Source organism: Frederiksenia canicola (assembly GCF_011455495.1).
In the GTDB taxonomy this organism is placed as follows: Bacteria; Pseudomonadota; Gammaproteobacteria; order Enterobacterales; family Pasteurellaceae; genus Frederiksenia; species Frederiksenia canicola.
In genome coordinates this window covers 969,919-992,259 of record NZ_CP015029.1, presented here as the reverse complement: position 1 = coordinate 992,259, position 22,341 = coordinate 969,919, and the positions used below count along the sequence as shown (strand labels likewise).

22 protein-coding genes and 3 tRNA genes are annotated in these 22,341 nt (G+C 42.8%); 14 read left to right on the top strand and 11 right to left on the bottom strand.

Translation table 11 applies throughout. The features are described 5' to 3' along the window. Positions 1-34: 34 nt before the first annotated feature. From fldA to A4G17_RS04830, 7 genes are all read left to right on the top strand, one after another. Positions 35-559, top strand: coding sequence for a flavodoxin FldA (gene fldA / locus A4G17_RS04860; RefSeq protein WP_123957196.1), 525 nt, complete (start codon positions 35-37; stop codon positions 557-559). Between the two features lie 33 nt (positions 560-592). Further along, a complete protein-coding gene (fur, locus tag A4G17_RS04855; protein WP_123957197.1) occupies positions 593-1,039 on the top strand; it encodes a ferric iron uptake transcriptional regulator in 447 nt (148 codons plus the stop codon). A gap of 98 nt (positions 1,040-1,137) precedes the next feature. Continuing rightward, positions 1,138-3,786 (top strand): PqiB family protein, encoded by a 2,649-nt coding sequence (locus tag A4G17_RS04850; RefSeq protein ID WP_123957198.1) that lies wholly within the window; start codon positions 1,138-1,140, stop codon positions 3,784-3,786. Positions 3,787-3,865: 79 nt separating this feature from the next. Next, the gene (gene luxS, locus A4G17_RS04845; RefSeq protein WP_123957199.1) at positions 3,866-4,375 is read left to right on the top strand and encodes an S-ribosylhomocysteine lyase; all 510 of its coding nucleotides are present in this window, start codon (positions 3,866-3,868) and stop codon (positions 4,373-4,375) included. A 117-nt stretch (positions 4,376-4,492) separates the two neighbouring features. Further along, positions 4,493-6,328: an ABC transporter ATP-binding protein gene (locus A4G17_RS04840; RefSeq protein ID WP_123957200.1), complete on the top strand. Its 1,836-nt coding sequence runs from the start codon at positions 4,493-4,495 to the stop codon at positions 6,326-6,328. Between the two features lie 128 nt (positions 6,329-6,456). Next, on the top strand, positions 6,457-7,935 hold the full coding sequence (gene mltF, locus A4G17_RS04835; RefSeq protein WP_123957201.1) for a membrane-bound lytic murein transglycosylase MltF: 1,479 nt from the start codon (positions 6,457-6,459) through the stop codon (positions 7,933-7,935). Beyond that, positions 7,935-8,078: a hypothetical protein gene (locus A4G17_RS04830; protein WP_165894259.1), complete on the top strand. Its 144-nt coding sequence runs from the start codon at positions 7,935-7,937 to the stop codon at positions 8,076-8,078. The genes mltF and A4G17_RS04830 overlap by 1 nt, the downstream gene beginning before the upstream one ends. 68 nt (positions 8,079-8,146) lie before the next feature. Here the strand turns inward: A4G17_RS04830 and A4G17_RS04825 are convergent, their stop codons facing one another. The 6 genes from A4G17_RS04825 to serB all read right to left on the bottom strand — a co-directional run bounded on the left by A4G17_RS04825 (position 8,147) and on the right by serB (position 11,379). Then, positions 8,147-9,445: an NAD(P)/FAD-dependent oxidoreductase gene (locus tag A4G17_RS04825; RefSeq protein ID WP_123957202.1), complete on the bottom strand. Its 1,299-nt coding sequence runs from the start codon at positions 9,443-9,445 to the stop codon at positions 8,147-8,149. Between the two features lie 49 nt (positions 9,446-9,494). Next, positions 9,495-9,571, bottom strand: a tRNA-Arg gene (locus A4G17_RS04820). Between the two features lie 67 nt (positions 9,572-9,638). Beyond that, positions 9,639-9,715: transfer RNA gene (locus A4G17_RS04815), tRNA-Arg, on the bottom strand. 13 nt (positions 9,716-9,728) lie between these two features. Then, a tRNA-Ser gene (locus A4G17_RS04810) sits at positions 9,729-9,822 on the bottom strand. Between the two features lie 194 nt (positions 9,823-10,016). Further along, on the bottom strand, positions 10,017-10,508 hold the full coding sequence (locus A4G17_RS04805; protein WP_123957203.1) for a YajQ family cyclic di-GMP-binding protein: 492 nt from the start codon (positions 10,506-10,508) through the stop codon (positions 10,017-10,019). 1 nt (position 10,509) lies between these two features. Further along, positions 10,510-11,379, bottom strand: coding sequence for a phosphoserine phosphatase SerB (gene serB, locus A4G17_RS04800; RefSeq protein WP_123957204.1), 870 nt, complete (start codon positions 11,377-11,379; stop codon positions 10,510-10,512). A gap of 124 nt (positions 11,380-11,503) precedes the next feature. On the opposite strand from serB, the gene A4G17_RS04795 reads away from it, so the two are divergent. Continuing rightward, complete coding sequence (locus A4G17_RS04795) at positions 11,504-12,166, top strand: YtjB family periplasmic protein (RefSeq protein WP_123957205.1); 663 nt, start codon at positions 11,504-11,506, stop codon at positions 12,164-12,166. An 82-nt stretch (positions 12,167-12,248) separates the two neighbouring features. Further along, positions 12,249-12,467 carry a translation initiation factor IF-1 gene (gene infA, locus A4G17_RS04790; protein WP_005598198.1) on the top strand — a complete coding sequence of 73 codons (219 nt, stop codon included), beginning with the start codon at positions 12,249-12,251 and terminating at the stop codon, positions 12,465-12,467. A 44-nt stretch (positions 12,468-12,511) separates the two neighbouring features. Here infA and A4G17_RS04785 read toward each other — a convergent pair whose 3' ends face one another. Together A4G17_RS04785 and A4G17_RS04780 are read right to left on the bottom strand one after the other, a co-directional pair. Beyond that, entirely contained in the window at positions 12,512-13,393 is an 882-nt protein-coding gene (locus A4G17_RS04785; RefSeq protein WP_123957206.1) for an N-acetylmannosamine kinase, read from the bottom strand. A gap of 1 nt (position 13,394) precedes the next feature. After that, complete coding sequence (locus A4G17_RS04780) at positions 13,395-14,090, bottom strand: N-acetylmannosamine-6-phosphate 2-epimerase (RefSeq protein WP_123957207.1); 696 nt, start codon at positions 14,088-14,090, stop codon at positions 13,395-13,397. A 253-nt stretch (positions 14,091-14,343) separates the two neighbouring features. Between A4G17_RS04780 and A4G17_RS04775 the strand changes: the two genes are divergently transcribed. The 3 genes from A4G17_RS04775 (at position 14,344) to deoD (ending at position 17,373) form a co-directional block, all read left to right on the top strand. Continuing rightward, entirely contained in the window at positions 14,344-15,609 is a 1,266-nt protein-coding gene (locus A4G17_RS04775; protein WP_123957208.1) for a NupC/NupG family nucleoside CNT transporter, read from the top strand. Positions 15,610-15,745: 136 nt separating this feature from the next. Then, positions 15,746-16,525 (top strand): deoxyribose-phosphate aldolase, encoded by a 780-nt coding sequence (deoC, locus tag A4G17_RS04770; RefSeq protein ID WP_123957209.1) that lies wholly within the window; start codon positions 15,746-15,748, stop codon positions 16,523-16,525. Between the two features lie 131 nt (positions 16,526-16,656). Beyond that, entirely contained in the window at positions 16,657-17,373 is a 717-nt protein-coding gene (deoD, locus tag A4G17_RS04765) for a purine-nucleoside phosphorylase (protein WP_123957210.1), read from the top strand. 94 nt (positions 17,374-17,467) lie between these two features. Here the strand turns inward: deoD and eno are convergent, their stop codons facing one another. Next, positions 17,468-18,769, bottom strand: coding sequence for a phosphopyruvate hydratase (gene eno / locus A4G17_RS04760; RefSeq protein ID WP_123957211.1), 1,302 nt, complete (start codon positions 18,767-18,769; stop codon positions 17,468-17,470). Positions 18,770-18,980: 211 nt separating this feature from the next. Here eno and lolD point away from each other — a divergent pair, with 211 nt between their 5' ends. Together lolD and lolE are read left to right on the top strand one after the other, a co-directional pair. Continuing rightward, the gene (lolD, locus tag A4G17_RS04755; protein ID WP_123957212.1) at positions 18,981-19,667 is read left to right on the top strand and encodes a lipoprotein-releasing ABC transporter ATP-binding protein LolD; all 687 of its coding nucleotides are present in this window, start codon (positions 18,981-18,983) and stop codon (positions 19,665-19,667) included. Then, the gene (lolE, locus tag A4G17_RS04750) at positions 19,667-20,917 is read left to right on the top strand and encodes a lipoprotein-releasing ABC transporter permease subunit LolE (protein WP_123957213.1); all 1,251 of its coding nucleotides are present in this window, start codon (positions 19,667-19,669) and stop codon (positions 20,915-20,917) included. Before lolD ends, lolE begins: the two co-directional genes overlap by 1 nt. Before the next feature lie 53 nt (positions 20,918-20,970). On the opposite strand, the gene A4G17_RS04745 is transcribed toward lolE, so the two are convergent. Continuing rightward, positions 20,971-21,132: a Trm112 family protein gene (locus tag A4G17_RS04745; protein ID WP_123957214.1), complete on the bottom strand. Its 162-nt coding sequence runs from the start codon at positions 21,130-21,132 to the stop codon at positions 20,971-20,973. After that, on the bottom strand, positions 21,113-22,111 hold the full coding sequence (lpxK, locus tag A4G17_RS04740) for a tetraacyldisaccharide 4'-kinase (protein ID WP_123957215.1): 999 nt from the start codon (positions 22,109-22,111) through the stop codon (positions 21,113-21,115). The genes A4G17_RS04745 and lpxK overlap by 20 nt, the downstream gene beginning before the upstream one ends. Positions 22,112-22,341 lie beyond the last annotated feature (230 nt).

Genomic DNA, 22,341 nt, shown 5'->3' with positions numbered 1-22,341 from the left:
CATTGATATAAAATAAAAAACAGGTAAATTTCAAATGGCAGTTGTTGGCTTATTTTACGGTTCTGATACCGGAAACACAGAAAACATTTCAAAAATGATCCAAAAGCAGCTCGGTGCAGAGCTTGTTGATATTCGTGATATCGCCAAAAGCACCAAAGAAGATATCGAAGCCTACGATTTCTTACTCATCGGTATTCCCACGTGGTACTACGGTGAATCACAAGCCGATTGGGACGACTTCATGCCAACCTTAAAAGAGATCGACTTCACCGATAAAGTGGTTGGCATTTTCGGCTGCGGTGACCAAGAAGACTATGCAGAATATTTCTGCGATGCAATGGGTACGGTGCGTGATGTTATCGAACCTAATGGTGGCGTAATCGTCGGTCATTGGCCAACAGAAGGTTATACCTTTGAAGCATCACAAGCACTCGTTGATGAAGAGACTTTTGTTGGTTTATGTATTGATGAAGATCGCCAACCAGAACTCACAGAAGATCGTGTAAACCGTTGGTGTAAACAAATTTTTGATGAAATGTATTTAGCCGAATTAGCCTAATTCTTTGCAGAATACCTATTGAAGGAGCATAAAATGTCTGAAGAAAATATCAAGCTGTTGAAAAAAGTCGGTTTAAAAGTGACTGAACCACGCTTAACAATTCTAGAGTTAATGCAAAAGACTCGTGAAAATATGCAACACTTCTCTGCTGAAGATATTTATAAACTCTTGCTTGAACAAAAATCAGAAATTGGTTTAGCCACTGTTTACCGTGTGCTTAATCAATTTGAAGAAGTGGATATTTTGACTCGTCATAATTTTGACGCCAATAAAGCTGTTTATGAGCTAAATTTGCATCAAGAACATGACCACATCATCTGTATGGATTGCGGTAAAGTCTTCGAGTTTAAAGATCCTGATATGGAACGCCGCCAGCGTGAAATCAGCCAACAACACGGAATGGAATTAACAAATCACAGTCTGTATTTATACGGTAAATGTAGCAATATTCAGAAATGTGATGAAAAAGACAAAAGCTAATTTTGTTCTCATTTTCTAGACTACTCCTACAAGCGGTGAGATTCTGCAAATTTTTTGCACAATCTGACCGCTTACCTGTATTTAATCAATAAGCATTTATGACCGAAAATAACAATTCTCCTGTTCCTGCTAAAGTCAGAGAACCCCGTAAAATTTCACCGTTTTGGCTCTTGCCACTTGTTGCCTTTTTAATTGGTTGCTCACTTTTTTTTCAAATTTTGCGTGAACAAGGCGAAGAAATCACCATTCGTTTCCAAGATGGTGCGGGTATTTCTGCAGGAAAAACCACGATTCGTTTCCAAGGCTTACAAATTGGTTTAGTCAAAAAAGTCAATTTCACGAATCAAATGCGTGAAGTTGAAGTCACCGCAGAAATTGATCCGCAAGCTAAAGCCGTGTTGCGTAAAGACACGAAGTTCTGGCTTGTTCGCCCAACGGCTTCATTAGCGGGTATTTCTGGACTCGATACGCTGGTGTCAGGCAACTACATCAGTTTAATCCCTGGCGAAAGTCACGATAGTGAAGATGAATTTGTTGCAGAAAGCGAACCCCCTATCGTGCCTATTAATGACGGTGATTTATTAATTAAATTGGTGGCTGACGATCTCGGCTCTATTGGAGTAGGAGCAAGCGTTTACTATCGCAAAGTTCCCGTTGGAAACGTTTCTGACTACCGATTCACTGCAGATCAAAACAAAGTTGAGATTGATCTTTTAATCAATAAAAAATATGCTCATCTAGTCAAAAAAGATAGCCATTTTTGGAATATCAGTGGTATCAAAGCAAATTTGAACTTATCTACTGGCGTTTCTATCGAGGCTGATAGCTTATTGTCTGTTGTACAAGGTGCTGTTGCTTTTGACTCACCCAGTGATTCCGCCAAAGCGGAACAAGAACAAAGTTATCGGTTATTTAATGATTTAAAATCAGCTCAACGTGGCATTGACGTTACCGTTGAACTCCCAACAAACTTGGGCATAAAACCCAATGAAACCGGGGTATTCTATCAAGGAACACAAATTGGCACCTTTTCTACCTTTGTCTCACCATACGATAATCCGCCAAAGTCAGAAAATGGCATGTTACAAGGTTCACTATTAATTGATCCAAGTTACAAAGATCTCCTGAAAGAAAAATCAGTCATTTTACTGAAAGAACCCAAATTCAGCTTCAATAAAGATCAATTAGACAAATTAAGCGAAGTTTTCCGCGGTAACTATTTCGAGATTATTGCAGGAGAAGGGCAACCAAGCCGCCACTTTGTAGTACAAAACCATGATAGTTATTTGCTTAACCGAGCAGATACATTATCATTGAGTTTAACGGCACCACAATCTTATGGTGTCGATAAAGGACAAAGCATTTTTTATCATGATGTGCAAATCGGGGAAATTCTCAAACGTGAATTAAATGCCGATAACGTAAAATTTACGGCGATTATTTTCCCGAACTTCCGCCATTTAATCGGAGCAAATAGTAAATTTGTCACGGTTTCCAACGTTGATATCGCCGTAGGCTTAGATGGCGTAAAGCTGAATGCAGCTTCACCAACTCAGTGGCTACAAGGTGGTGTTCGCCTGCTCAATGGTAACTCCGAAGGGACTGCGTTAAAGCAATATCCTCTGTACAAAGATTTAGACAGTGCCGAAAACAATATCATCAGCGATGAAAAACAGACCACACTCACACTCTCCGCAAACGAGTTAACGGGAATCAGTCAAGGTTCTGTGCTACTTTATCGTAACTTCCAAGTAGGCGAAGTGTTGAGTGTGCGTCCGCAAAAAAATCGCTTTGATGTGGATCTCTTTATTGAGCCGAAATATCGCCATTTATTGAGTGAAACTAGCCGCTTTTGGATTGAACCTGCGGTGCAAGTGGATCTTTCTACTAAGGGCTTAAACTTGCAGGCATCCCCGCTAATGCGAACACTCAAAGGGGCAATCAGTTTTGATAACAACGGAGCAAAAAACAGCCGTACGCTCTACGCCAGTTTTGACAAAGCACGTTCAGGCAATACCTACATCACCTTAATTGCCAAAGACGCCAGCAAGCTGAGTAAAGGAATGCCGCTTAAATATATGGGATTAACTGTCGGACAAGTGGAAACGTTGCAGCTTGAAAATGCCAAAAAACAGGTAAAAGTCACGGCTTTCATTGACGGCCAATACTTCCCACTCATCGCTAAAGCAGGCAGTCAATTCCGAGCCGTGTCGCCTGAAATTAGCACAACCGGCGTGAAAAATTTGGATGCGGCCATTCAAAATTATATCGGCATTGACATCGGCAGCGGCGAACGCCAAACGCAATTTCCCCTGGCTGAAACTGACAGCCAAAGTAGCAAATTCCAAAATGGCCTAGCGATCATTGTCGAAACCAGTGATGCCAACGGCATTACACCAGATGCCCCTGTATTGTATCGAGGAATGCAAGTTGGCGTGGTGCAACGTTTAAGTCTGAGCGAACTGGGCGATCGTGTGCTGATCCACCTAAAAATCAGCAATCAATATCGCCATTTGGTACGTAAAAATTCACAATTCTGGGCAGCATCCGGCTACACAATGGATATTAGTCTCAGCGGTGCAAGCATCAGCTCAGGCACAATGTCGCAACTCTTAAATGGTGGTATTGCGTTCTCCAACCCATCTGACAAAGTTGTTCAGCCACCGGTGGAAGCTAACCACCGCTTCCGCCTACAACGCAAAGTACCAGAAGGGGCTGCAGGTTGGAATCAAGGCATTGCGGAATAAATATATTCCTTTCGTTGAAAAACGAAGGGAGGCAGTCTTATTAAAGTAAAAGTAAAAATAAACAAAACAGGAGCAGAAAATGCCTTTATTAGATAGTTTCAAAGTTGATCATACTAAAATGAATGCCCCCGCAGTACGTGTTGCAAAAACGATGACCACACCAAAAGGCGATACAATTACCGTTTTTGACCTGCGTTTCTGCCGACCAAACATTGATATTCTGCCAGTGCGTGGCATTCATACAATGGAGCATTTATTTGCTGGTTTTATGCGTGATCATCTCAACAGCGACAGTGTCGAGATCATCGACATCTCGCCAATGGGCTGTCGTACAGGCTTTTATATGTCGCTCATCGGCACGCCGTCTCCAGAAACCGTGGCAAAAGCATGGGAAAATGCAATGCTTGATGCGTTAAACAAAGTGCCTGACGAGTCTAAAATTCCAGAACTCAACAAATTTCAATGTGGTTCGTACAAAGAACACTCTTTAGCCGAAGCACACGACATCGCCCGCAATGTGTTGAAGCAGCCAATTGGTATCAACCGTAACGAAGATTTAGCCTTAGACGAAAAATGGTTAAATCCATAAGCAGACAAGCGGTCACTTTCGCCTAACAATTTGCAAAAAATCCGCAGGATCTGACCGCTTGTATCGCAAGGCTCAACAAGGCGTACCCAGTACGCCTTTTCAGTATAAAGGAAGAAGATGAAACAAACATGGTTTGAATGGTTCGAAAATCGCATTGAGCCGTATCCCGATGAATCCCCCAAAGCACCGAAAGGACGATTGCTACCGTTTATTTGGCAATCGACCAAAGGGCTACGACCGTACTTATTATTAGCGATTGGCTTGAGTATGGTCATCGGCATTGTGGATGCGGTTATGTTCCAATTCATCGGCGAATTTGTCGATTGGGTTGGAAAACTCTCTCCTGCTCAATTATGGGCGGAAAAAGGCTGGGAAATTGCCAAAATGGTGTTGGTGGCATTAGTCGGGATTATCGCCACTTATCTCTACTCCAGCTTCCGTTTTCAAAGTATGCAAGGCGTTTACCCAATGCGACTGCGATGGCATTTTCACCGCTGGATGCTGGGGCAAAGTATGCGATTCTACCAAGATGAATTTGCAGGACGAGTCTCCGCCAAGGTGATGCAAACGGCATTATCAGTCCGAGATGTGGTGATGACCTTTGTGGAAATGGTGGTGTATGTCAGCGTCTTTTTCATCACATCAGGCGTGATTTTGGTACAGTTTAGCAGTTGGCTGCTACTGCCATTTCTGATTTGGCTTGCGGTATTGGCGATGTCGATTTGGTATTTTGTGCCTCGCCTGGCAACGGCTTCGCAAGAACAATCCGACGCCCGCAGCTTGATGACTGGGCGAATTACTGATGCCTATTCCAACATCGCCACAGTGAAGCTCTTTTCCCACGGCAATCGTGAGTCCGAATATGTGAAAGAGTCGATGCAGGAATTTATGGTCACAGTGCATAAACAGATGCGTTTGGTGACCCAAATTGATGTGATTACTTACATCAACGGCATTTTGCTGGTCTTCACCACCGTGGTTGTCAGCCTTTCGCTCTGGTCGTTTGGTTGGATTTCCGCAGGTGCAATCGCTACCGCCGCTGCACTCGGTTTACGTTTAAAAGGCTTTGCACAATGGATTATGTGGGAATTTGCTAGCCTGTTTGAGCATATCGGTACGGTACAAGATGGTATGGAAACCCTTTCCAAACCACATACGGTAGTTGATTCGCCAAATGCGAAAGAACTGAACGTGACACAAGGGGAAATCAAGTTCGATGCGGTCGATTTTGCCTATGAAGAACACAAGCCGCTACTTAAACAGTTTAATTTACATATCAAAGCAGGCGAAAAAGTCGGCTTAGTCGGACGCAGTGGGGCAGGTAAATCTACGCTCACTAATTTGTTGTTGCGTTTTTATGATGTACAAAACGGTTCAGTACAAATTGATGGGCAAGATCTCCGCAATGTCCGCCAAGAAAGTTTACGCTCACAAATCGGCTTGGTGACGCAAGATACATCTCTACTGCACCGTTCTGTGCGTGAGAACTTGATGTACGGTCGCCCAAGTGCAACGGAAGAAGAAATGCGACAAGCTGCAGAACGAGCGGCTGCCGCAGAGTTTATCCCACAGTTGCAAGATGCAAAAGGTCGAATGGGCTACGACGCTCACGTTGGCGAGCGGGGCGTGAAACTCTCGGGTGGACAACGCCAGCGGATTGCCATCGCCCGTGTGATGCTCAAGGATGCCCCTATTTTACTGCTTGATGAAGCAACCAGTGCGTTGGATTCAGAAGTGGAAGTGGCAATTCAAGAAAACTTGACTGAGCTAATGAAAGGCAAAACCGTGGTCGCCATCGCTCACCGTTTATCCACCATTATGGCGATGGATCGCTTGATTGTCATGGATAAGGGACAAATCGTTGAGCAAGGCAGCCACGAAGAACTGCTCGCCCAAAACGGCGTTTACGCCAAACTTTGGGCACACCAAAGTGGGGGATTTTTACCTGAGTAACCCTTACAAGCGGTCAGTTCCTTGCAAAATTTTGCAAAAATCTGACCGCTTGTTACCCATGATAAGCTATTTTGCTTTAAACCGAAGTTTGTTACACTTCGGTTTTTATTTATTCAGAGAAAACGAAATTGAAAGGTTTAGCAATTCGCATTGTCATCGGGCTAGCGTTGCTGCTATGGGCGTGGGATATGGTTTCCCCCTGGCAAAAAACGATATTGTCTGAGCAGAACCGCTACGCACAAATTCAGCAAACAAAAACCTTACGAGTGGGGATGATCAACCACCCGTTAGGCTATTTTGTAGGTGTAAACGGAAATGTTGGCATTGAGTACGATCTCGCCAGTGCATTCGCAAACTATCTCAATGTCTCACTGGATGTGACTACCTTTGAAAATAGCGAATCGCTCTTCAATGCCTTGAAAGAAAATAAAATTGATATGGCCGCCGCCGGATTGCTCTATCAATCCGAACAAGCAAAACAATTTCAGATCGGAGCAAGTTACTATTCCGCTTCATGGCAAGTCGCCTACAAAAAAGGCACACGACGCCCTTATACATTAAATGATTTACATTCCGAACTACTTATTCCAACAGGCTCTGCCGTTATCCCGCTTCTACAACAATTACAAGAAAACCACCCGACATTACGCTGGCAAGTCACCGATAAATTCACCCAAGAAGAGCTACTCATTCAAGTTGCAGAAGGCAAAATTCCTTATACGGTAGCCGTTTCTGTTGACATTTCCGCAGCGCAACACATCAAACCTGATATTGCGGTAGGATTTGATCTCACCGATGAAGCCCCCGTCGTATGGTATTTGCAAAACAGTGCATATAGCGAATTACAAGCTGCGGTTTTAGAATTTATGAATCAAGCCAATGAAAATGGCACCATCTCACGTATTGAAGAGAAATATTTCAATCATCTAGCCCGCTTTGATTATGTAGATACCGCCAGTTACTTGCGAGCAATCGAAACGGTTCTGCCTAAATATCAGCCACTTTTTGAAAAATATCGAGGCGATTTTGATTGGCAAATGCTAGCCGCTATCGCTTATCAAGAATCTCATTGGGATCCAACGGCAACATCACCAACAGGTGTTCGTGGCATTATGATGCTAACTCGAGATACCGCAGAACGAATGGGAATTAGTGATAGAACAAATGCCGAACAAAGCATCAAAGCAGGCTCAGAATATTTGCATTTATTAATCAGCCAATTGCCACAAACGATTGCCAAAGAAGATCGCATCTGGTTCGGGCTTGCAGCCTATAATATGGGAATGGGGCATTTAATTGATGTTCGCCGTTTAACGAAACAACTTGGTGGCAATCCTGATAATTGGTTAGAGGTGAAAAAAAATCTCCCGTTACTTGCTGAAAAACGTTATTACACTGGGTTAAAATACGGCTACGCACGAGGTTTTGAAGCCTTTAACTATGTGGAAAATATCCGTCGTTACTATCACAGTATAATTAATCACCAACGTGTCAAAGAACAAGAAAATCAGGCACTGGAAAAAGAGAAAGAAGAAAAGTCAAAAGCTGAGTTAGCGAGTCAAATCTCACAAGAATCGAGCTCATTAGCTGAAAATAAGGAAAAATAATGCAAAAAAGATACCGTTTAAAGCAACGCACTCGTCGTTTACGCAGTAATAAATTCCGTCGTATTTTGCAAATTTACCGCTTAAAACGCCGAATCGCTCACCGCCACCGTGTTGGTTTTGTTATTTTGCAACAGCAACAATAAGACAAGCGGTCAGATCCTAGAAATCATTTGCAACATTTTTGCAGGATCTGACCGCTTGTTAACAATGATCAGCGATATTTATCAAGAAAACGATAATAAGGAATCCCAACCTTTACAGCCATTTTTTTGATCCATTTACCACCATAAATACTTGGCACCTTGAACTTTTCAAATACACGCAAACGTTCATCGTTGCCGTCAATCGCTTCGGCAATGATTCGTCCTGCCAGCCCCGTTAATGCGACACCGTGCCCTGAAAAACCTTGGGCAAAGTAAATGTTCGATTTCATTCGCCCAAAGTGGGGGGAGGCATTAAGCGTCATATCAATCGGCCCCCCCCAGCCATAGTCGATTTTAACATTCTCAAGCTGCGGGAACACATCCAACATATTGCGACGCATTTTCTGTACCATATCAGCATTAGAGCTAGAATCGCTCCCAAATAGCAGGCGATTATCCGCAGTCAAGCGGTAATAATCGAGCAAAATATTGTTATCGCAGACTGACATCCCATTGTTGATAATGCTGTCTGCGGTAGCTTGATCAAGCGGTTCAGTGGCGATAATAAAACTCTCTACAGGCAGAATTTTGCGAGCCAATTTTCCACGAATTTTTTTATTCGATTTATCATCAATATAAGCATTGGTTGCTAGAACAACATTTTTTACTGTAATTGAGCCTTGTGGTGTCATGACTCTTGACGCTTTGCCGTCAGATTTCAACTCTAACGCAGGTGAATGCTCAAAAATGTCCACGCCAAGTGAAAGACAAGCTTGAGCAAGCCCCAAGCAGTAGTTGAGCGGGTGTAAATGCCCTGATTGTGCATCGTATAACGCACCGCAATAAATATCACTACCAAGGTGCTGTTTGAGTTTGGCTTGATCCCAAAGCTGCATCTCGCCATAACCAAATAACTCTCGACTGGCTTTTTCCACCGCAATTAAATCGTCCATACGACGTTCGTTTAACGCAAGGGTCGCATAGCCTTTTCGCCAGTCACATTGAATGTGGTATTTGGCGACACGTTCGTCAATAATCTGAATTGCCTCAAGGGACATATCCCACAATTTGCGAGCCTGCTCAAAGCCCATTTGCTCGATATATTCGTCAATACCTTCTTCAAAACCGTTGATTGCCTGCCCGCCATTGCGGCCAGAAGCCCCAAAGCCGACACGAGCACCTTCAAGCACAATCACTTTTTTGCCTTTTTCAGCAAGCTCTAATGCGGTGGACAATCCTAAAAAACCCGCTCCAATAATACAAACATCAGCTGTACGATTTTCGGTTAATGTCGGTAATTGAAAATCGATATTTCGCGTTTCGGAATAGTAAGTACGAATGTGTTCTTGATGTGAAAAATTCAGCATAAAGACCGCTTGAATAACTAAATTGCAATGAATATGAAGACATTTGAAATGGCGCACCCGAGAGGATTCGAACCTCTGACCGCTCGGTTCGTAGCCGAGTACTCTATCCAGCTGAGCTACGGGTGCGTATTTGAATTGATACGGTGGTATTTAATTTATCTGCAACCATTTAATTCTGATAGATAAAATTAAATGGCGCACCCGAGAGGATTCGAACCTCTGACCGCTCGGTTCGTAGCCGAGTACTCTATCCAGCTGAGCTACGGGTGCGTGATAAAGTAAATGGCGGTGAGAGAGGGATTCGAACCCTCGATGGAGTTTTTGACCCCATACTCCCTTAGCAGGGGAGCGCCTTCAGCCTGCTCGGCCATCTCACCACTCACTGTGTCTGTGGGCGTGCATATTACTAGGTTATAAAAATATGTCAAACGCTTTTTTGAAAAAATTAAATGATTGGCGACTAACTCGCCAAAACGGCGGATTTTTGCAAACTCTTGAGAAATTTTACTCAAATATCAGTGAGTTAAATTATAAGGTTTACTATTTTCCGCCTTGTGTAATTTAAAGCGACTTAATCACGGAAATTATTAAATTGGAATGGTTGCCCTAAGTCTGCATTTTTCACCAACGCAATTACCGCTTGTAAATCATCGCGTGATTTGCCTGTGACTCGCACCTGCTCGCCTTGAATTTGAGTTTGTACTTTGATTTTAGAATCTTTCACTAACTTCGTGATTTTCTTCGCCATTTCCGTTTCAATACCCTGTTTTAGCTTGATCTCTTTGCTATACAGTTTGCCATGATGCTCACTTTCTGTCGGAATATCTAACGAACTGTGCTCAATACCCCGCTTTACACACGCCCCGCTCAACATTTCAATCAGTTGCTCCAGTTGGAAATCAGATTCAGTGGTCAGTTTGATGGTTTCATTTTTTTCGTTAAGTTCGATCACCGCTTCGACACCACGAAAATCGTAACGCGTACTTAGCACACGGTTCGCATTTTCCACCGCATTACGCACTTCGTGCAAGGTAATTTCAGACACAATATCAAATGATGGCATATTATTTTCCTTTCAGTTGTTCAAATAAATTTTTTGCATTGAGTAACAGTACCAATGCAGTTAAATCACCAAAGTTTACCACAGTTTGAGCCTGTTCTTGCACTTTTGGTTTAGCATGTAAAGCAACGCCAAGGCTAGCCGTTTTCAGCATCGGTAGATCATTGGCTCCATCACCAACAGCAACCCATTGATTTTGGGGAATTTGGTAACGATCTGCCAAGGCTTTCAAGCTTTCGGCTTTATATTGTGCATCAACCACTTTGCCCTGCACTTTACCTGTCAATTTTCCTTCTACAATTTCTAATTGATTGGATACCGCATAATCTAAGCCATATTTTTCCTTCAAATAATCGGCAAAATAATCAAATCCCCCTGAGGCTATCGCCAACTTCCAGCCATGTTGCTGCAAAATTTGCACCATTTGCTCAAAGCCGTCCATAAGCGGTAGGTTTTCACGTACTTTTTGCAAAATGCTTTCAGACGCATTTTCAAGCGTCCCCACCCGCTTGCGTAAACTCTGCTCAAAATCGAGTTCACCCCGCATCGCACTTGCCGTAATCGATGAGACAATCTCCCCCGTGCCTGCAAGTTTGGCGATTTCATCAATACACTCAATTTTAATCGCGGTTGAATCCATATCCATCACTAGCAACCCTGGCTGTTCAAGGCGTGGAATCATTTCAAGATTGCTGATATCGCAGCCGATTTGCTCGGCATGTTGGCGAAGACAAGCGGTCAGATTTCCTGAAAAAAATGCAATTTGATAATCCAAATAGCGAAGTGAACCTAAAAAAGTGAGCTGATTGTGCTGGTGAAATTGCACGATTTGTTGATTAGACAAGGTTTTGGCGTAGATAAAAAAAACAGACATAGCGGAAATTCTCATCAAAAAAAGATAACGGATAATAAAAAAATAATCCGTTTCTGTCTATTCGCCATTGCTTGTTGATTGCAAATTTACAGGCTAAAATCACCGCTTGTTATCGGGAGAAACTATGCAAAAAATCAGCGGAAAAATGTGGAAAATCGGCGTACTCGCAGGAGTGATGTTGCTCTGTGTAGTGATTGTGTCGATGATTGTGACTGGTATCAATCAATTCAAAATCGGCTCACAGTTAGCAGGGATTAACCAAGTATCGAACTTGTCACATCTGCTTGTTCGCCAACAAGCGAAGCTATTTTCATTGATGTTGGTTCGTAATGTGAAAAATGAGGAGTTGATTGAAGCGTTGGACACGTTTTCCGAAGAGGAATTTGTGATCGATGCAAATCTCTACTCACCAACGGGCGTGCTGATTGCTCAAAGTCGCAATGCACAAACCTTCAAGCCACTTGCTCAATCAAACGAGTTGCCCTCGACGACGCAACAAATTGTTGAACCCATTTTTGCTCAACAGGATTTAGTCGGTTTTTTACGAGTTACTTTCGATTCACAATACGGGCAAACCACTCAAAGCAAAGTGAACGAGCTGTTCCACCTTTTGTATGGTGAGCTGATTATTCTATTTTTGGCGGGCGGGCTGTTTGTTAGCTGTTTTTACTATTTCAACCGCCGCCGTATACATATTATCCATAGCCAACCGAAATTATTGCCAGCGGAGAACAAAAGCCAAGCCCAACGTTTTCACTCTCGCCGCCGAGCTTTTGGGCGTAAATGATTGTAATTCGGGCAACAGAGAGTATAATAACCGCCGTTTTTCGCCAAACTGGCACTTAAATTATCAACTTACAGAGGAATAAATGGCTAAAGAAGATTGCATTGAAATGCAAGGTACAATTTTAGAAACCTTACCTAACACTATGTTTCGTGTCGAATTAGAAAACGGACACGTTGTTACCGCTCATATTTCAGGCAAAATGCGTAAAAACTACATTCGCATTTTGACAGGCGATAAAGTTACCGTTGAAATGACCCCATACGATTTAAGCAAAGCACGCATTATTTTCCGTGCAAGATAAAATCAAAACGGCAGCTTCCCAGCTGCCGTTTTCGTTTTATAACACTACTCTTGGTTCTCTGCCCACCAAGCCGCACCGATTAAACCGGCATCTTGGGCATAATAAGCCCGCACAATTTCAGGGCGGTAGATTGCTGGCATTTCAGCAAGAAAATGTTCCACTCGAGCAAGATAACCTTCCGCTAATCCTACGCTGCCACCTAAAGCAATGCGTTGAATATCCAAATTAATTTTGAGATCTGCAATTAAGTGAGCAATCGCTTTTGCAGATTTTTCGACTAAAGTGACCGCTTGTAGATCGCCTGCTCGGAAACGCTCGAATACCTCTGGCGGTTCACAAGGGTTATCCCATTTCGCAGCATCTCGAGCAATAGCTCTGCCTGCGGCCACAGCTTCCACACAGCCGACACGTCCACAACCGCACACTTCACCATTTGGATCTGCCAAGCTATGTCCGATATGCCCGGCAACACCGTTAGTGCCAGTGAATAATTTGCGGTTTAAGATGATCCCACCGCCAACCCCTGTTGAAACCGTGATAAAGGCAAAGTTCTCAATATCGTCTTGACGTAAAAATTCTGCACAGCCCGCTGCTTGAGCATCATTTAACAAGGTAATCGGCTTATCAGTGTGCTTTTTAACACTTTCTTCAAGCGGGAAAAACGCCAAATTACCCAGATTCTTCGGATTCAAGGCAGTCAAAATGCCATTTTGGATAATTCCCGTTGACGCTACTGACACCTTATCGAATTGCCCTTCGAATTTCTGCAAAATTTCCGCCAAAGCGATATCTAAAGCTTCAGCACTCGGGTTTTGTGGCGTATGAATTTGCATACGCTGTTCAACTTGGGCATCTTTGTCGTTTAAAGTAACCAATGCTGCAGCAATCTTTGTGCCACCCACATCAATGGCTAAACAAGCGGTCATTTTAGGCTCCTGTTTTGCGATTTTCGATAGCGGTAACGAACCAGCTCACGATGTGTTCAAGGCGAGTTAATGCAGAGCCAACGGTTACGGCATAAGCACCGTTCTCAATCGCTAATGCAGCAAGTTCAGGAGTGTTATAACGCCCCTCCGCCATCACACGGCAGCCGTTAGCCACTAAATCACGAACGAGTTGAACATCAGGATCTTTCGGAGTTTCACCACCGGTGTAGCCTGACATTGTGCTGCCGATTAAGTCCACACCTAATTTTTGGCAATACATTCCCTCTTCAAAATTTGAGCAGTCTGCCATTGACATTGCACCAAGTTCCTGAATGCGTTTCACCAACACATCAATTTCTGTTGGGCGAATACGATGTGTACCGTCAAAAGCAATAATATCGGCACCTGCATTGTAGAGATCATCAATATCTTGTAAAAATGGCGAAATACGTACAGGGCTGTCGTCTAAATCGTATTTCACAATCCCTACAATCGGCACGTCTACCACTTTACGGACGGCTTTAAGATTCTCAATGCCTTCAATTCGCAAACCTGCCGCACCACCGGCAACAGAAGCCGCCGCCATCGCGGCAACAATTTCAGGGTGATCCATTGGACCATCATCAACAGGCTGGCAAGAAGCAATCAAGCCATGTTTTAATTGTGCTAAAATCTGTTCTTTGGTTAGTCTTGACATACAAACTCCATTATCCCTACAAAAAAAGAAGATTAACTCCAGCATAATATTCTGCAATGACAACTCACGCAAGATATAGACGAAAAAAGTGAGAACTAGATCAAATTTTTACAACTTTGTCGACTTCAGCTCGACAAAGTTGTAAAAATTTTGAAGATTTTGACAAAAAAAATCGGTATAGTATTGTCACTTTTTTCATCGTCGATTTTGTTCATAAAATCGATATATTTTTGGACTTTCTGAGGTTTTAATAATGGATACATTAATCAGCCTATTAGGTATTGTTGTACTCCTTTTAATTGCTTTCTTATTATCTAACAATAAAAAAGCAATTAATGTGCGTACCGTTGCTGGTGCATTGGCTTTCCAAGTTGGTATTGGTGCATTAATTCTTTATGTCCCTGCAGGTCGTGAAGCATTACTTGCTGCAGCAAAAGGTATCAGTGCCGTTATCAACTATGGTAACGATGGTATCAACTTCTTATTTGGTGGCTTAGTTAGCGACAAAATGTTTGAAGTCTTTGGCGGCGGCGGTTTCGTCTTCGCACTTCGTGTTCTTCCACCAATCATCTTCTTCTCTGCATTAATCTCTGTACTTTACTACTTAGGCATCATGCAATTTGTGATCCGTATTTTAGGCGGTGCATTGCAAGCAGTTCTTGGTACATCTAAATCAGAGTCAATGTCTGCAGCAGCAAACATTTTCGTCGGCCAAACTGAAGCTCCATTACTGGTTAAACCATACATCAAATCAATGACTAACTCTGAGTTATTTGCGGTAATGTGTGGTGGTTTAGCTTCTGTTGCGGGTGCGGTAATGATTGGCTACGCTGGTATGGGGGTACCACTTCCATACTTAATCGCAGCCTCATTTATGGCAGCCCCAGGTGGTTTATTGTTCGCTAAAATTCTTCACCCTCAAACAGAACCATTTAAAGATGAGTTAAGTGAAGAAGATATGGATGACAAACCATCTAACGTAATCGAAGCAGCAGCAGTAGGTGCCTTCTCTGGTATGCAATTAGTGATGAACGTAGGTGCAATGTTATTAGCATTCATCGCATTAATCGCTATGTTAAACGGCTTTATTGGCTGGACAGCAGGGTTAATTGGTTTTGAAGGTGTTACTCTCCAATCGCTTCTCGGCTATATATTCCAACCTCTTGCATGGGTAATTGGTGTGCCATGGGAAGAAGCTCAAGTTGCTGGCTCTTTAATCGGTACTAAATTAGTAGTGAACGAATTTGTTGCTTACGCCGATTTCGCTAACTACTTAAAACCTGAAGCAGCCGTTGCCTTAAGTGCAAAAACCGTTGCAATTATCACTTTCGCATTATGTGGTTTCGCAAACTTAAGCTCAATTGCAATTTTAATCGGCGGTCTTGGCGGTATGGCACCAAATCGTCGTAGCGATGTTGCTCGTATGGGCTTAAAAGCGGTTGCAGCTGGTACGCTTTCTAACTTAATGAGTGCTGCGATTGCAGGCTTGTTTATCGGTATCGGCGGTGCCGTACTGTAATGTAAAAATAGCGTAATCAACACCGCAGGAAACTGCGGTGTTGTCATTTTAGGCTAAGTTAAACGATTGCGTAAAATCCTCTTAGTCCCACAGTCCCCCTTTTTCAAAGGGGCAAACAATATAGAAGGAAAATCCTATGAGTTTAAAACAAGTAGCACAACAAGCGTTGTCATTAATGGATTTAACTACCTTAAACGACAACGACACTGATGAAAAGGTCATCGCACTTTGCCAACAAGGCAATACTGCTTTTGGTACACCTGCTGCCGTTTGCGTCTACCCCCGTTTTGTGCCGATCGCTCGAAAAGCCTTAAGAATGCAAGGTACTGAAAACGTGAAAATTGCGACTGTCACCAACTTCCCACATGGGAGTGATGATATTGACATTGCGGTTGCAGAAACGAAAGCTGCAGTTGCCTATGGTGCAGACGAAGTGGATGTCGTTTTCCCATATCGAGCGTTAATGGCTGGCAATGAACAAATCGGTTTTGAATTAGTCAAACAGTGCAAAGCCGTTTGTGCCGTAGCAAATGTTATTTTAAAAGTCATTATTGAAACAGGTGAATTGAAAACTGAAGCATTAATTCGCAAGGCGAGCGAAATTTCAATCAAGGCAGGTGCAGATTTCATCAAAACCTCAACAGGTAAAGTGCCTGTCAATGCAACCCTTGAATCTGCCCGCATTATGCTTGAGACCATTCGTGATTTAGGTGTAGCTGACACTGTTGGTTTTAAAGCAGCAGGTGGCGTGAAAACTAGCGAAGAAGCAGCACAATATTTAGCTTTAGCAGCTGATATTTTGGGTAAAAACTGGGTAAACCAAGCTCACTTCCGTTTCGGTGCATCAAGCCTATTAGCCAATTTACTAGCAACCTTAAACGATCAACAAGTAAATAAAAACGTCACTGGTTACTAACTCATTACAAGCGGTCAGTTTCCAAGAAAAATGTGTAAAACTTTCGTCGGATCTCACCGCTTGTTATCTAATTTATCGGACGAATGGGAAATACTCATTCATTCTTAATCCACCAATAAGAGGAACTCACAATGACTCCACATATTAACGCACCAGCAGGTGCATTCGCTGATGTTGTTTTAATGCCAGGCGACCCACTTCGTGCAAAATACATCGCAGAAACCTTCTTAGAAAACCCTGAGCTTGTTACCAATGTGCGTAATATGTTCGGCTACACGGGCACTTACAAAGGCCGTAAAGTGTCAGTAATGGGACACGGTATGGGTATTCCTTCTTGCTCAATCTACGCAAAAGAGTTGATCACCGAATATGGCGTGAAAAAAATCATTCGTGTGGGTTCATGTGGAGCCGTGCGTCCAGACGTTAAATTACGTGAAGTGGTCATCGGTGTCGGTGCTTGTACCGATTCAAAAGTAAACCGCATCCGTTTCAAAGATAACGATTTTGCTGCTATCGCAGACTTCGATATGACTTTAGCCGCAGTTCAAGCCGCAAAAGCAAAAGGTATAAACGTGCGTGTAGGTAACCTTTACTCAGCAGACTTATTCTATACACCCGATGTTGAAATGTTTGATGTGATGGAAAAATACGGCATTTTAGGGGTAGAGATGGAAGCTGCAGGGATCTACGGTGTAGCTGCAGAGTTCGGGGCAAAAGCCTTAACGATCTGTACCGTTTCAGACCACATCCGCACCCATGAACAAACCACTGCTGAAGAACGTCAATTAACTTTCAACGACATGATTGAAATTGCGTTGGAATCTGTGTTAATCGGCGACCAACAATAATTTGCAAAATTTTTGCCAAATCTAACCGCTTGTAAAAGCGGTTATAACAAAAAAGCCTGATTTTCATCAGGCTTTTCTTGGCTTGCGTTTAGAATTACGCTTGACCTTTCACTTCTTTTAAACCGTTGAATGGTGCTTTCTCACCTAACGCTTCTTCAATACGGATTAATTGGTTGTATTTCGCAACACGGTCTGAACGGCTCATTGAACCTGTTTTGATTTGACCTGCTGCAGTACCTACCGCTAAATCAGCAATCGTTGCATCTTCAGTTTCACCAGAACGGTGTGAAATTACGGCAGTGTAACCAGCGTCTTTTGCCATTTTGATGGCCGCAAGCGTTTCAGTTAATGAACCGATTTGGTTGAACTTGATTAAGATTGAGTTTGCAATCCCCTTCTCGATACCGTTTTTCAAAATTTTAGTATTCGTTACAAATAAGTCGTCGCCAACTAATTGAACTTTGTCACCTAACACTTTAGTTTGATATGCGAAACCGTCCCAGTCTGACTCATCTTGACCATCTTCGATAGAGACGATTGGGTATTCTTTACATAAACCTTCTAAATAGTGAGTGAACTCTTCAGAAGTGAATGATTTACCTTCACCTTTCATTTCGTACATACCGTTTTCTTTGTTGTAGAACTCAGATGAGGCACAGTCCATAGCAAGTGTTACATCTTTACCTAACACATAACCGGCTTTCTCAACCGCTTCTTTGATACACGCAAGTGCATCTGCGTTTGAAGCAAGATTTGGCGCGAAACCACCCTCGTCACCTACAGCAGTATTTAGACCTTTACCTTTTAATACTTTCGCAAGGTTGTGGAATACTTCAGCACCGATACGTAACGCTTCTTTTAACGTTTTCGCACCTACAGGTTGAATCATAAATTCTTGGATATCAACGTTATTGTCAGCGTGCTCACCACCGTTGATAATGTTCATCATTGGTAATGGCATGGAGTACACGCCTGGTGTGCCGTTAAGTTCTGCAATATGAGCATAAAGTGGCATACCTTTTGAAGCTGCCGCAGCTTTTGCATTTGCTAAAGACACCGCTAAAATTGCGTTCGCACCGAATTTAGATTTGTTGTCTGTACCATCTAAGTCGATCATAATTTGGTCGATCTCAGCTTGGTTAGATGCATCTTTGCCCAAAATGGCTTGTGCGATTTCGTTGTTTACTGCAGAAACAGCTTTTAACACACCTTTACCTAAGAAACGTGCTTTGTCACCATCACGTAACTCTAATGCTTCGCGTGAACCTGTTGATGCACCTGATGGTGCAGCTGCTAAACCAACAAAACCACCTTCTAAGTGAACTTCAGCTTCAACAGTTGGGTTACCACGAGAGTCGATGATTTCACGACCAATTACTTTAACGATTTTTGCCATTGTTAATATCCTCAATGTGAGATTAATGTAAAAAAACGTGTGTATAGTAATCGGATTTTGCTGTTTTGTCTTGTAAAAAAGTGACATACTTCACAAAATCTGAAAGTAATTTGATCCGAACGGGTAATTTCGGGAAAATACACAAAAGATTGCTCAAACAAATTCTACCCCCGCAAACGGGACCAGAGTTTATTATTTTAGAGAACATAAAATGACCACAACCGAACTTTTACGCTGTGAAAATATCAGCAAATTTTACAAAGAAGGTGCAAATAATACGCAGGTATTAAAAAATATTTCGTTTTCAATGAACAACGGGGAACTTGTTGCCATTGTTGGAAGCTCTGGCTCAGGGAAAAGCACGCTACTTCATACATTAGGAGGATTAGATCAACCAAGTCTAGGTGAAGTGTTTATCAAGGGTCAATCACTCCAACGATTGAGCAGTAATGCCCTTGCGAAGCTACGCAATCAACACTTGGGCTTCGTTTATCAATTTCATCATTTAATGGCTGATTTCTCTGCACTGGAAAATGTGATGATGCCAATGTTAATTGGTCAGCAAAGTCGCTCAGAAGCCAAAGATCGGGCTGAAAAAATGCTACAAGCGGTTGGTTTATCTCATCGAATTACGCATCGACCGTCCGCTTTATCTGGTGGCGAACGCCAACGTGTAGCCATTGCCAGAGCCTTGGTGAACAATCCATCACTCGTGCTTGCTGACGAACCAACAGGGAATCTCGACCAAAAAACAACAGAAAGTATTTTTGATTTGATCAAACAGCTTAATCAAGAGCAATGCATTGCCTTTCTCTTAGTTACCCATGATTTAGGGTTAGCAGATAAACTCAACCGTCGTTTTGTCATGCAAGACGGTGTTTTGCTTGAGGATAAATAATGAACACGCCTTTTTTTATCAGTTATCGTTACCAGAAAGGCAAGCAGAAAAACCGTTTGGTATCGCTTATTTCGCTTTTCTCTAGCGTTGGAATTGCGTTGGGCGTAGCGGTGCTCATTATCGGACTGAGTGCAATGAATGGCTTCGAACGAGAACTTAACCAGCGCGTGCTATCCGTTGTGCCACAAGCTGAGATTTTTTCTTATAACAAAAATCAAAATGCGTTTATTCAACAGGGAAATCGTCTCGAGCAACTTGTTCAAACCAACCCGAATGTTCTTGCTGTCTCCCCTTATATTAGCTTTACTGGGCTGATTGAAAATGGTTCTAAGCTCAAAATTGCCGAGATTCGAGGCATTGAACCGTTTAAACATGAAAAAACGAGCTCCTTAAATCAATTTATTGCTAAGGAGCAATGGCAAAGTTTCAAGCAACAAGGTGGTCTTATTATTGGAGCAGGGATTGCTCGAGATTTAAATATCGACATTGGTGAGGATGTAACTTTGCTGCTCCCACAATCAAGCCATGACGGCAAACTCGCTCAACCTTTACGCTTCAGCTTAAATGTGACAGGTATTTTACGTCTAGACGGTCAGCTTGATCACAGTTATGCCATTATTTCGCTTGAAAAAGCACAAGAACTGTTGGAGCTAGAATCTCGCCAGATTTCAGGCGTTGAAATGAAAGTAAAAGATCCCTTCAATGCGAGAGATATGCGGTTTCCAGAATTGGCGAATTACCCCCAACAGATACATTTCAAAACGTGGATCGATAAATTTGGCTATATGTATCACGACATTCAGCTGATCCGCACCGTGATGTATATTGCGATGGTATTAGTGATTGGCGTAGCGTGCTTCAACATTATTTCAACGCTCGTCATGGCCGTCAAAGACAAGCAAGGCGATATTGCGATCCAACGCACACTGGGAGCAAACAACCGTTTTATTCAGCAAATTTTCTTGTGGTATGGATTAATTTCAGGACTAAAAGGGGCATTGTTTGGGATTGTGCTAGGCGTTGTTCTGGCGTTAAATCTCACGGCAATTATCAAAGCTCTGGAAGATTTCTTCGACGTAAAATTGCTTTCTGATGGCGTGTATTTTATCGATTTTCTACCGAGTGAAATCCATTGGCTCGACATCATTTGGGTGTTACTGGCCACCATCATTCTAAGTCTTATCGCCAGCCTCTACCCTGCAATTCGGGCCTCAAAACTCGAACCTGCGAAAGTGTTGAGTGGGCATTGATTCATAATGCAAACAGGCGGACATTTCCGCCTGTTTTTTCATCATTCAAATAGTTACAACTTTTCCGCCCTTTCTGGCAACAACACAGGAATACCGTTTTCAATCGGATAGGCTAATTGGGCTTGACGACTGATTAAGCGATTGTTTTCTTTGTCCCATTCCAGTTTTTGATGGGAAACAGGGCAAGCGATGATGTTAAGTAGTTTTTCGTTCATTGTAGGTTCTCACTAAATCTAAAATAGGTTGAAGCAAACAAGCGGTCGCTTCCGCTGAAAATTTTGCAGAAACAGGCACATACCACCAGTTTGGTTCGGCAAAGGCGTGGCATTTTACCGCATCTTTTTCGGTCATCAGCAATGGTTCTCCCGCAGATAATGGCGAAATTATCGCCGCAGAATAGGCTTGGTGGTCGGCAAAACTGTGGCAAGCGGTCAGATTGATGCCATAGTGTTGCAACATCTTAAAAAAACGGGGTGGATAACCAATGCCCGCCAAAGCCACGGCTGACTGCTTGGTAAAATCACGCAATGGCTTACGTTCGCCCGTAGCTAAGTTGATCGCCTCCGTCGGCTCAAGAGTCATCAAATGCTCGCCTTGATTTGCAACATTTCCGTTGCAAATGACCGCTTGTACCGATTTCAAACGACTCGGTAGCTCGCGTAAACTGCCCGCAGGTAACAAAAATCCGTTGCCGAAACGGCGTTCGCCATCAATCACCACCCATTCTATATCTCGTTGTAAAGCGTAATGTTGCAAACCATCATCGGTGATAATCAAATCTAGTTCAAACTGGCTCAACAGCAGTGCAATACTTTGCTGACGGTTCGGTGAAATTGCCACAGGAGCTTGGGTGCGTTGAGCAATTAGCACAGGCTCATCGCCCATTTGTTCGGGATCGCTTTGTGCCGTGACAAGCTGCGGAAACAGCTTATTTTTCCCACCATAACCACGGGAAATCACCCCCACTTTAATGCCTCTCTGTTGCATCTGCTCCACCAGCCACACCACTACTGGCGTTTTGCCATTACCGCCCACCGAAATATTCCCCACCACCAAAACCGGCACAGGCGAGCGGTAAGATTTCAAGCAATTTTTGCGATACAACGCTCGGCGGAGTTGACTAATCAGCCAAAATAGCAGCGAAAATGGTGCAAGTAGAAAGGTAAAAGGGTTAATGGATTGCCAGATTTTCATTGTTATTTTACTTTTTGGTAATTCTCAATTTGTATAATATCTCATCGATGAATAGATTTTCTGAATAAAACTTTGTTGCCTAAGTCAGCTTCGGATAAAGTCTTTGGTTCACTTCTATGCTTTCTTCTTTATATTTTTCATCCTTTCCAAAAGGAAACCAACCAAAACACCCACCACCGAACTGTAAGAAAGTTAATAGCTTTTTCTTTTCTGATTTTTGTTCAGTACTT

Bases quoted from the DNA above. Each gene is read 5' to 3' on its own strand.
- fldA (WP_123957196.1), top strand. From the start codon at position 35: ATGGCAGTTGTTGGCTTATTTTACGGTTCTGATACCGGAAACACAGAA.
- fur (WP_123957197.1), top strand. From the start codon at position 593: ATGTCTGAAGAAAATATCAAGCTGTTGAAAAAAGTCGGTTTAAAAGTG.
- A4G17_RS04850 (WP_123957198.1), top strand. From the start codon at position 1,138: ATGACCGAAAATAACAATTCTCCTGTTCCTGCTAAAGTCAGAGAACCC.
- luxS (WP_123957199.1), top strand. From the start codon at position 3,866: ATGCCTTTATTAGATAGTTTCAAAGTTGATCATACTAAAATGAATGCC.
- A4G17_RS04840 (WP_123957200.1), top strand. From the start codon at position 4,493: ATGAAACAAACATGGTTTGAATGGTTCGAAAATCGCATTGAGCCGTAT.
- A4G17_RS04830 (WP_165894259.1), top strand. From the start codon at position 7,935: ATGCAAAAAAGATACCGTTTAAAGCAACGCACTCGTCGTTTACGCAGT.
- A4G17_RS04825 (WP_123957202.1), bottom strand. From the start codon at position 9,445: ATGCTGAATTTTTCACATCAAGAACACATTCGTACTTACTATTCCGAA.
- A4G17_RS04805 (WP_123957203.1), bottom strand. From the start codon at position 10,508: ATGCCATCATTTGATATTGTGTCTGAAATTACCTTGCACGAAGTGCGT.
- serB (WP_123957204.1), bottom strand. From the start codon at position 11,379: ATGTCTGTTTTTTTTATCTACGCCAAAACCTTGTCTAATCAACAAATC.
- A4G17_RS04795 (WP_123957205.1), top strand. From the start codon at position 11,504: ATGCAAAAAATCAGCGGAAAAATGTGGAAAATCGGCGTACTCGCAGGA.
- infA (WP_005598198.1), top strand. From the start codon at position 12,249: ATGGCTAAAGAAGATTGCATTGAAATGCAAGGTACAATTTTAGAAACC.
- A4G17_RS04785 (WP_123957206.1), bottom strand. From the start codon at position 13,393: ATGACCGCTTGTTTAGCCATTGATGTGGGTGGCACAAAGATTGCTGCA.
- A4G17_RS04780 (WP_123957207.1), bottom strand. From the start codon at position 14,090: ATGTCAAGACTAACCAAAGAACAGATTTTAGCACAATTAAAACATGGC.
- A4G17_RS04775 (WP_123957208.1), top strand. From the start codon at position 14,344: ATGGATACATTAATCAGCCTATTAGGTATTGTTGTACTCCTTTTAATT.
- deoC (WP_123957209.1), top strand. From the start codon at position 15,746: ATGAGTTTAAAACAAGTAGCACAACAAGCGTTGTCATTAATGGATTTA.
- deoD (WP_123957210.1), top strand. From the start codon at position 16,657: ATGACTCCACATATTAACGCACCAGCAGGTGCATTCGCTGATGTTGTT.
- eno (WP_123957211.1), bottom strand. From the start codon at position 18,769: ATGGCAAAAATCGTTAAAGTAATTGGTCGTGAAATCATCGACTCTCGT.
- lolD (WP_123957212.1), top strand. From the start codon at position 18,981: ATGACCACAACCGAACTTTTACGCTGTGAAAATATCAGCAAATTTTAC.
- lolE (WP_123957213.1), top strand. From the start codon at position 19,667: ATGAACACGCCTTTTTTTATCAGTTATCGTTACCAGAAAGGCAAGCAG.
- A4G17_RS04745 (WP_123957214.1), bottom strand. From the start codon at position 21,132: ATGAACGAAAAACTACTTAACATCATCGCTTGCCCTGTTTCCCATCAA.
- lpxK (WP_123957215.1), bottom strand. From the start codon at position 22,111: ATGAAAATCTGGCAATCCATTAACCCTTTTACCTTTCTACTTGCACCA.